General features: G+C 43.6%; 6 protein-coding genes. All 6 read right to left on the bottom strand.

Features of this window, described 5'->3' with window-relative positions; all coding sequences use genetic code 11:
* Positions 1-606 precede the first annotated feature (606 nt).
* The 6 genes from LQ567_RS25935 to LQ567_RS25910 all read right to left on the bottom strand — a co-directional run bounded on the left by LQ567_RS25935 (position 607) and on the right by LQ567_RS25910 (position 7,045).
* Entirely contained in the window at positions 607-1,314 is a 708-nt protein-coding gene (locus LQ567_RS25935) for a PIG-L deacetylase family protein (RefSeq protein ID WP_231008842.1), read from the bottom strand.
* Between the two features lie 251 nt (positions 1,315-1,565).
* Entirely contained in the window at positions 1,566-1,736 is a 171-nt protein-coding gene (locus LQ567_RS25930; protein WP_231008841.1) for a lmo0937 family membrane protein, read from the bottom strand.
* A 181-nt stretch (positions 1,737-1,917) separates the two neighbouring features.
* On the bottom strand, positions 1,918-2,358 hold the full coding sequence (locus LQ567_RS25925) for a DMP19 family protein (RefSeq protein ID WP_231008840.1): 441 nt from the start codon (positions 2,356-2,358) through the stop codon (positions 1,918-1,920).
* A gap of 490 nt (positions 2,359-2,848) precedes the next feature.
* Complete coding sequence (locus tag LQ567_RS25920) at positions 2,849-4,741, bottom strand: right-handed parallel beta-helix repeat-containing protein (RefSeq protein ID WP_231008839.1); 1,893 nt, start codon at positions 4,739-4,741, stop codon at positions 2,849-2,851.
* A 288-nt stretch (positions 4,742-5,029) separates the two neighbouring features.
* Complete coding sequence (locus LQ567_RS25915; protein WP_231008838.1) at positions 5,030-6,253, bottom strand: DEAD/DEAH box helicase; 1,224 nt, start codon at positions 6,251-6,253, stop codon at positions 5,030-5,032.
* A 249-nt stretch (positions 6,254-6,502) separates the two neighbouring features.
* Positions 6,503-7,045 carry a hypothetical protein gene (locus LQ567_RS25910; RefSeq protein ID WP_231008837.1) on the bottom strand — a complete coding sequence of 181 codons (543 nt, stop codon included), beginning with the start codon at positions 7,043-7,045 and terminating at the stop codon, positions 6,503-6,505.
* Positions 7,046-7,367 lie beyond the last annotated feature (322 nt).

The raw sequence follows: 7,367 nt of genomic DNA, 5'->3' as shown, positions 1-7,367 counted from the left end.
TCAATCGACTGCGCAGGACATACCAGCGTAAAATGATGATGCGAAAAAATACTCTGATGAAGGGAAAACGAAGTAAACTGCAGTAACGGAGTCCCGTTAATGCTAAACATAGGTTCGGTTAGTTGGGCCATAACTGGGGTTTTTCAGTAATAAAAAGGTTAACACACTAGGTCTTTCTTCACGTGTTGCCCCTTAAAGATATACCAAAAAATTAATATAAAAAATATTTTTTATTCATTAAAATTATCAACATCCTTCCCAGGCCACGATCCCTGGAGGGATCCCTTGCGGCGCCCCCTCCCTCCTTTTCCAGTCACCAGAAACCCAGGGTGCGATCAGATGTATTCAAGCAGGAAACCGGAGCCAGAGCGGCTGCCCCGGAGAAGCAAAAAGCGAAACCCGGTAATACATTTTTAATATGAATCAACCAGGAAAGAAATCGATATGCAGGCGATACCTGTTATCTTTTAAATTAAGCAGGAACCGGATATGTGATGCCGCCTTACAAATTCATAGAATAATAAGCGTGTACAAATATCCTTTACCGGTTATCAATGGGTTAGGCCGGATGCAGGCCTTTTACCCCGCTTTCGGTTCAACAGCGCACTATGGCAATATGCGCTTTGTTAATCCACGTTGGTATGCTTCCAGCCGCTTAAATCCTTCAGCATATTTACAACCCGCCGCCAGTCCCCTGAACTTCGACTGCGTTTCCATCATCTCCAGCATATCCGTATGCGCCTGTTCCTTCATATCCCGGATCTGACTCTTATGACAACGCAGCATTTTTTTCTTTATTTCAAAAGTGTCGGTAATATCCACATATTCCGCTGGCATAAAATCGATCCCGCAAACCGTATCCATATAATAGATCTGTGATTCCTCCAGCCGGCAGGGCGGCAGCGATTGATGATCGATAAAGGGCAACCCCTTCTGAGAATAGGCATCAAACACCAGCTGACTTACATACCGGTGATCCGGATGATAATCGTTAGGAGCATGGGTAAAGATCACATCCGGGTCGGCCTGACGTAATATATCTACCATGATCATTCGTTGATGCTGGTCCGGAAAAACATGTTCATCTGCAATTGCCGGCCAGATCAATTCAGCCCCGATCAAGTCTGCCGCGGCCTGTGCTTCTTTTTTGCGGATCGCACCCATCTTCCCCGGTGGAATGACCCGGTCGCCCACGCTTCCGTCAGTAAACACGGCAATAAGCACCCGGTGTCCTTCACGGGCATATCGAATAAGCGTACCGGCGCAAAGTATTTCCGTATCATCCGGATGCGCAGCAATACTGAGAATGTTCATTATGGATCTGTTTTGAATACCACCGGCAATACAGCCTGGTCCGAAGATAACTGCATGATCCGGTGCAGAGGCCCATACATGCACCACGATTCCTTACAGGCTGTACTTATGGCGTTCATGCAGTACTTTTCGTACTGGTATAAAAGCTACCGGCATCAATGAAACCGGGCATTTTTACTGCTTTAAAACCGGGAGCTTTTTCTACAGTGTGTAGCACTTTTAGAACGCGGTTACGAGGGCCGGAACGTATATTAATCAACGGGTTTACGCCCGGAAATAATATTATACAATACAACAATGATTGCAATAACAAGTAGTATATGTATCAAGTTTCCCAATCCCATTCCTCCGCCAACACCTATCAGTCCTAATACCCATACAATAATACAGACAACGGCAATTAACCACAATAAACTTCTCATAGTGAACTATTTTACTGGTTAAAAAATCATTTCCAGGAACCGGATATCCGTTATTTCTTTTTACAGGAACTGTAGTCCAAATATAATGCCGCACTGCCGCAGGTACGGAGCGCTTATTAAGACGGATTTTTCATACTGGTGTTTTCCATACGCTGGAAATAATGCCCACATTTTTTGGTGTCTAATTGATGTTCGGTCTGTATTTACGGAAGATCTTTTCATTCAACCGGTCTGCATGGATCCGGTAATTCAGATTCTGAGAATCGATGGACGCCCTTTCCTCATCGGTAAGATAAGATGCGATGTCTGCAGCACGCACATGAAAAAAGAGGTCCTTTAAAGATGCGATCACTCCGCTTAATTTGGTTAATGCTTTCAGGCATTCGTTGGCCTCTACTTTTTTCAAAGCCCGCATGGCATGGGAAATACATTGATCGCTGGCATCTCCAATAAACCGGAGAAAGCCACCGTTGTGCATGTCTCTTTCCAGTATCCATAATGCAGCGAGCTCCTGGTCTTCGTTTGAAAGAAGCGACCAGTGATCTGCACCCATTTTTTTCAATCGCGTATATGCTGCATACGTTAATAGGTTGTATTCGTTTTGTGGAATAGACGGATCCATAAAGATCAATTTAGAGGTTGAAGGGGATACTAAAGATACCGATTTTTATTGATATAGTTATATATGCATGTTTAAACATCTACTATTCAGTCCGATGGCGAAAATGTTTACTTTTCTGAATAAAAGCAATGTTTTGGCATCATCCTTGCTTATATTTAATCGCTTAAACAGAAGGATATATCAGATAGTCGGAATTGTGAAGTTGTTAAGCGAACCTTTTAAAAAAGTGATTTAAGTTAGTCAATTTTCTCATAAGCAGTTAGTTTTGGTTGCGTCCCCTGTTTCCACAGGGGACTATTTTTTTACCCTGTTGGTTCAATTACATAAAGATGCCCCCCGCGTGAATCATGTTCACTTTTGAAGCATTCGAAAGTCGATCCGGTTGACCAATCACCCTCCATTATAGTACTTTATATATGCGGCAAAAAGATATTAGCTATTCCCGCTGTTCATTATAGCTGAAACCAATACAGGATCACCGTACAAAGGGTTAGTCCATCAAACCTGATGCTTTTAATTTAGTAAGGAGCGCATTTAAGTCAGTCACAACACCCGCTACGTCAGTAGCCGTACTATTGGCCTGAGCTGCCGCCTGAACACCTCCTTGTATACCGAATGCTACCCATGTTCCAGGGTCACCGCTAACAGTACATTTCCATCCCAAAGGCACTCCGGGAGTTAGCCTGGTGTTAAATATGATATCGCCGGCATTCCAGTAGTCCATGTATATTGTTGGAGGATCCGTGTTAAACCAAATTTTTAACTCATTAAATATATTGTCGTTGTTTATTCCACCTACCCTTAAACGGGATAGCGGTGCATATGATGTTGTAAATGACTGTCCGGCATTTGTTTTGATGATGCTTAATACGTTTCCCGAAACTTTTAGATCGCCTTCATTTTTATACCCATAAAAATCATTTGATCCGGTAGTAATATCTACAATATTAAGTCCCCTGAATGTGCCTCTGATATAACTATCTCCATTACTTCCATTCTGCAAGAACCTACAATCGATATAGGTAACTCCTACAGATGTTCCAAGTTTAATTGCCGTATCTGTTGTATAAAACAAACATTCATCAAATATTGCAGGTTGTGAGCCATCCATCAATTGCGTTCCAAATACCGGAAGGCCCTCATAAGAAGCAGGGGTGAATACACATCGCTTATATCTCGGCTTTTCTGTATCGTTAGCATAAGTTGCCAAAGAGGGATAAGCTTCACCTGAAATCAGGCAATCTTCAAATACAACTCTTTTTTTATTAATAAATATCGATGTGGATGTTGTGCCGTAAAAATTACATTTATTAAACTTTATGTCGGAAGAATTTCCTGAATCCGCTACAACTCCACAACCCGAGTTATTTGCAAAAGTACAATTTGTAAAAATCGCGTTTTTCACAACTGAATCTTCAGCTTCAATATCAACGCCCGCCCCTGGCGACGAAGCCAGGACCGATTTTCCCGTATCTGTAAACCTGCAATTTTCGGCGCTAATACATTTTCCTCCAACGATGCTCCACCCCTGCCTGCCATTATGATGCGCGTTCACGTTTACCAGTTGTGTAGGTTTAGCAGGCGATTCTTCGGTAAGTCCGGTCCACCCCGTCATAATGCCGTCTAAAAGTAGATGATGAAATTGCGCCGTATTAATCGTCAGTGTTTCATTTCCATAAGCTCTTATTCCGGTATGGTCATTTTGATATCCCGTATCCCCCCATTGACCGCCGATTGACTGAGCAGTGTCGTTTCCATCGATTTCCAGATTTAAGATCGAAACATCTTTATTGTTGTTTGCTTCAATAGCCGTACCAATATTTCCAATATAATCGGCATTTACAAAAGGCATAGATGATGGAATATAAGCGTTTCCGGTTACTGGATCATGAGAACCGAATTTCATACCACCGGCAAATTTTAATACGGCTCCGTTGCCTTTGATCATTACAGGTTGCGTGCAATTCTCTATTTTGAGTACCGGCTGCTGCTGATAAGCGTACCCCTTGCCCGTTCCATTGGCGAAATTCTGCCTGCCGATAATATATATTTTATTCACACCAAATACGATGGATCCTCCGTTCTGATTATTGATAAAAGCTGATAACTTTTGAAAAGCTGTAGTATCATTAGTACTTCCGTCTCCTTTCGCACCAAACCAATCAACGCTAACATCTCCGCTATAGATTCTTTTCCACCTGCCGGTAGTTAACAGCGATGATTCAAAAATAGTTCCACCATCTTCTGCACTTGTTGACAGGGCATCCCATAAAAAATCACCGCCGCCGCCATCGCCGGCGCTGTAGTAGCCCAACACTTTAATAAAATTGTCCGAAGGTGCACCGGTGCTACGCAACGCTGAAATAGAATGAACAATAAGCATAAAATTAATTTTAGTGGTTAATCATAAGTGAGCGTATCAATAAGCAAATGTTTCTTGTACCTAAATTTACATAAGGATTTAGGTCTTATCAACTTTTTGCCATAAAATCTTGCTTGAAAAATGTTAAATCATTGCATACATGAAACGCAGATTCAGCACCTTGCCGCGTTAGCTGGCAGATACCGCTTTTTATTACCTCCTTCATTACAAGGTGCCGGCAACTAATTCCAGGGGACTGATCAGAAAGCATTAAAAAAGCCCCTGTAAAACAAGGGCTTTAAAAATGAATTATTGATGCCGGTCACCTTTCTTCTTATAATACTTTTTCTTCGGACCACTGGGTCGGTTGGGTCTTGCCGTGTTATATACCGGTTGTTTACCCAGGTGTTCCGGCAGGGACATTTTGTCTACCTCCCGGCCGATGAGCCGTTCAATGGCCATAAATTTGCGCTGATCCTTTTGATTGACCAGTGTAAACGCACTTCCCTCTGCTTCTGCACGAGCTGTACGGCCGATACGGTGTACATAATCTTCGCCTGCACGGGGCACGTCGAAATTGATGATCAGGTCAATATGGTCAATGTCGATTCCCCGGCTTAAAATATCCGTTGCCACCAGCACCGGCAGCCGGCCGCTTTTATATTGTATCAGTACTTCATCCCGCTGCTCCTGTTCAAGGTCGCTGTGGATTTCCCCGGCCTTGATCCCCTTACGCCGGAGGTCGCGGGTCAATTGCTTTACATTGAGTTTGCTGCTGCAGAAGATAAGGACCGCCTTGTATTTTTTTGCTGCCAGCAGGTGCTGGATCAACGGTATCTTTTGTTCGTCGTAAACCATGTAGGCCTGCTGCACGATTTTTGCCGGCGGCTTACTCATAGCGATGCTTATTTCAACCGGGTTATGCAAAATAGTCTGCGCCATTTTTTTTATTTCCGGCGGCATCGTAGCCGAAAACAGCAGGTTCTGACGTTGCTTGGGAAGGTGGTTTACGATAAACATGATATCACCGTAAAAACCCATATCCAGCATGCGGTCTGCCTCGTCCAATACCAGGCATTGCAAGCTGTTAAGCTTTACATAGCCCATTTTCAGATGCGCCATCATTTTACCGGGTGTGCAGATCACGATATCGGCACCTGCAGTCAACGCTTTTTTCTCGGCTATAAAATTATTTCCGTCTCCCCCGCCATATACGGCAACGGAACTCACATCTGTAAAATAAGAAAGCCCATCCAGGTGCTGCGCGATCTGTACCGCCAGTTCCCGCGTAGGCACAATCACGATGGCCTTAATACCATCGGTACCTGCAGAAGGACCTGTTAATAACCGGTTGATCAATGGCAGCAAAAAGGCCGCGGTTTTACCGGTACCAGTTTGCGCAAAGGCCAATACATCCTTTCCTTCAAGGATATGCGGTATTACCTGCTCCTGCACGGGGGTTGCCTGTTGATAGTTGGAGGCATCAATACCTTCCATCAGGCGCTCATCAAATCCAAATTCTGTAAACTTCACTTCCTGGGAATTAAAAAATTAGGTTGCAAAGATACTGGCTTTGGCGTATTGAAGCGGGTTATTTACCGGCTAAATGCCACATACGGGCTTTTTTATATGGCAGGGAGAATTACAACCAGAAATTTGCCGGGTGCCTGCCAGGTTTCCGGTAAAAGATCCGCCCTGGTGCCGAACATCTTTACTCCGTCGGCTGATGTCTTCGGTTATCCGGAATGCTATGGCTGCCGGTTCAATAGTAGCAGGCCGGCATCACAGGCTATTTAATTTTTTTGGCCCATATATGACCTGGGCATTTCCCGATGCCCATTGATACAGCCATATTTTCCGATTTGAAAAATGGCCCGTCCATTGCTCACGGTTCCCGGTAAAAGAAAAAGTAGCGGTATAAGGATATCCGTCCTGAACGGCAATTTCATTGCCAGGTTGAAGCGACTTCAGTTCATATTGCTCCATACCAGATGCAAAATACCAGGGATGCAGGGTCCAATCCGGTGCGAATGACTCCACATGTTTCAGTTTTATATCTCCGGGGCTCTCAACAATAATTTTGCCCTCATTGGTAAAGGCCAGTTGCAAATCCCCTTCCCCTTTATAATAATGACCATTTAAGGTTTTGATACTGTCTACTTTCCAAACGCCATAAAACGCACCACCTGTAAACAACCGGTCTGGTATATCTTTTATAACGATAAAATTTTGCTTGGTTTCTGTTTTTCTATGAACATGCTTGGAGCAGGCATCCGCCACCAGTACAAGTAACCATAAAATAATTGCGTAAAGGTATTTTTTCATAATGCCGTTGGTTTCATACTAAAAAGCCAGATTCACTATAGCAAATATATTACCTAAATACATACTATGATGCTGTTCTGAAATAAAGCAACCACTTACCTCTTTTATTCAGGTTGCGTATAACTGCGGCGGCAACAGGTATTAGACAGGCACAAAAAACTCGTTTGACCAAACCGGGGTTTTGTAAGAATGAGGCAGGAGCATCCATTTGTCATCCCTGAGCGGTTCGTTTCGGGGTTTACAGGCACAAAAAAAAAGAGCCTCACATTACTGTGAGGCCCTCAATAAGAATGGCAGCTACCTACTCTCCCGCATTGTGGTG

Source organism: Niabella pedocola, assembly GCF_021044425.1.
In the GTDB taxonomy this organism is placed as follows: Bacteria; Bacteroidota; Bacteroidia; order Chitinophagales; family Chitinophagaceae; genus Niabella; species Niabella pedocola.
This window is presented reverse-complemented; position numbering and strand designations above follow the sequence as displayed.

Bases quoted from the DNA above. Each gene is read 5' to 3' on its own strand.
- LQ567_RS25930 (WP_231008841.1), bottom strand. From the start codon at position 1,736: ATGAGAAGTTTATTGTGGTTAATTGCCGTTGTCTGTATTATTGTATGG.
- LQ567_RS25935 (WP_231008842.1), bottom strand. From the start codon at position 1,314: ATGAACATTCTCAGTATTGCTGCGCATCCGGATGATACGGAAATACTT.
- LQ567_RS25925 (WP_231008840.1), bottom strand. From the start codon at position 2,358: ATGGATCCGTCTATTCCACAAAACGAATACAACCTATTAACGTATGCA.
- LQ567_RS25910 (WP_231008837.1), bottom strand. From the start codon at position 7,045: ATGAAAAAATACCTTTACGCAATTATTTTATGGTTACTTGTACTGGTG.
- LQ567_RS25920 (WP_231008839.1), bottom strand. From the start codon at position 4,741: ATGCTTATTGTTCATTCTATTTCAGCGTTGCGTAGCACCGGTGCACCT.